This window comes from Sphingomonas astragali, assembly GCF_051400615.1.
Lineage (GTDB): Bacteria > Pseudomonadota > Alphaproteobacteria > Sphingomonadales > Sphingomonadaceae > Sphingomonas.
The window spans coordinates 1-980 of record NZ_JBLFFH010000010.1; the positions used below are offsets into that span (position 1 = coordinate 1).

1 protein-coding gene is annotated in these 980 nt (G+C 68.7%); it reads left to right on the plus strand.

The genetic code is table 11. The features are described 5' to 3' along the window. On the plus strand, positions 1-980 hold a 980-nt coding region (locus ACMGER_RS18155), incomplete at both ends, for a BapA/Bap/LapF family large adhesin (RefSeq protein WP_436813587.1).

Genomic DNA, 980 nt, shown 5'->3' on the forward strand with positions numbered 1-980 from the left:
ACCGGCACCGTCAATCCGGACGGCAGCTTCTCAGTGACGCTTGCGACGCCGCAGACGCATGGCGAGGCGCTGACGGTCACTCAGACCGATGTCGCCGGCAACGAGTCGCCTGGGGCGACGGTCAACGGACCGTTCGACATCGACGCGTTCGACAACGGCGGCACGGCCGGGATCGATCTGGTCCCCGTCACCGCGCCGGTCGACCATGGCGCGGCCAACTACCTCGCGCTGGTCTCGCTGGTCGGGCTCGACCTGCAGCTGCTGGGCATCGACAGCGTCCCGTTCACGGTGGCGCCCGGGCACAGCCTGGATGCGGTGTTCGAGTATGACTCGCTCGCCAACATCGGCGTGCTCGCCGACTATCGGGTGGTGGTCCAGCAGTGGGACGGCACCCAGTGGACCAGCATCGACGGCACGGGCGAGATCACGCTGCTCGACCTGGGGCTGCTCAACGGCGATGTCGTCGCGACCGAGACGCTGGGGCCGGGCGAGTATCGGGCGTTCCTGACCTTCGAGGGCGCGCTCGGGCTCGGCCTGCTCGGCAATCTCAGCGTCACCGGCGTCGACACCGACTTCACCGCGCCTCCGACGGTGGTGCCGGTCGCGGCGAGCGGCAACGTCGTCACCGATCCGGGCCCCGGCGGCGAGACCGATGTGACGAGCCCCGAGACGGTGGTGCACAGCGTGACCATGAACGGGGTCACCACCCCGGTGACCGCCGACGGAACCATCGTCGCCGGCCAGTTCGGGACCTTGGTGATCAACCTCGACGGCAGCTACACCTACACGCCCAACGCCGATGCCGGCGTGATCGGCGAGACCGAGCAGTTCCAGTACACCATCGAGGATCGCCGCGACGGCGAGCTGGAGACCGCGAACCTCGCCATCACCATCGGCAGCGACGACGTCACCGGCGCACCGGTGGCGAACGACGACCAGGCCACCGCAGGGGTCGTGTACCAGAATGTCGTCGAAACGGT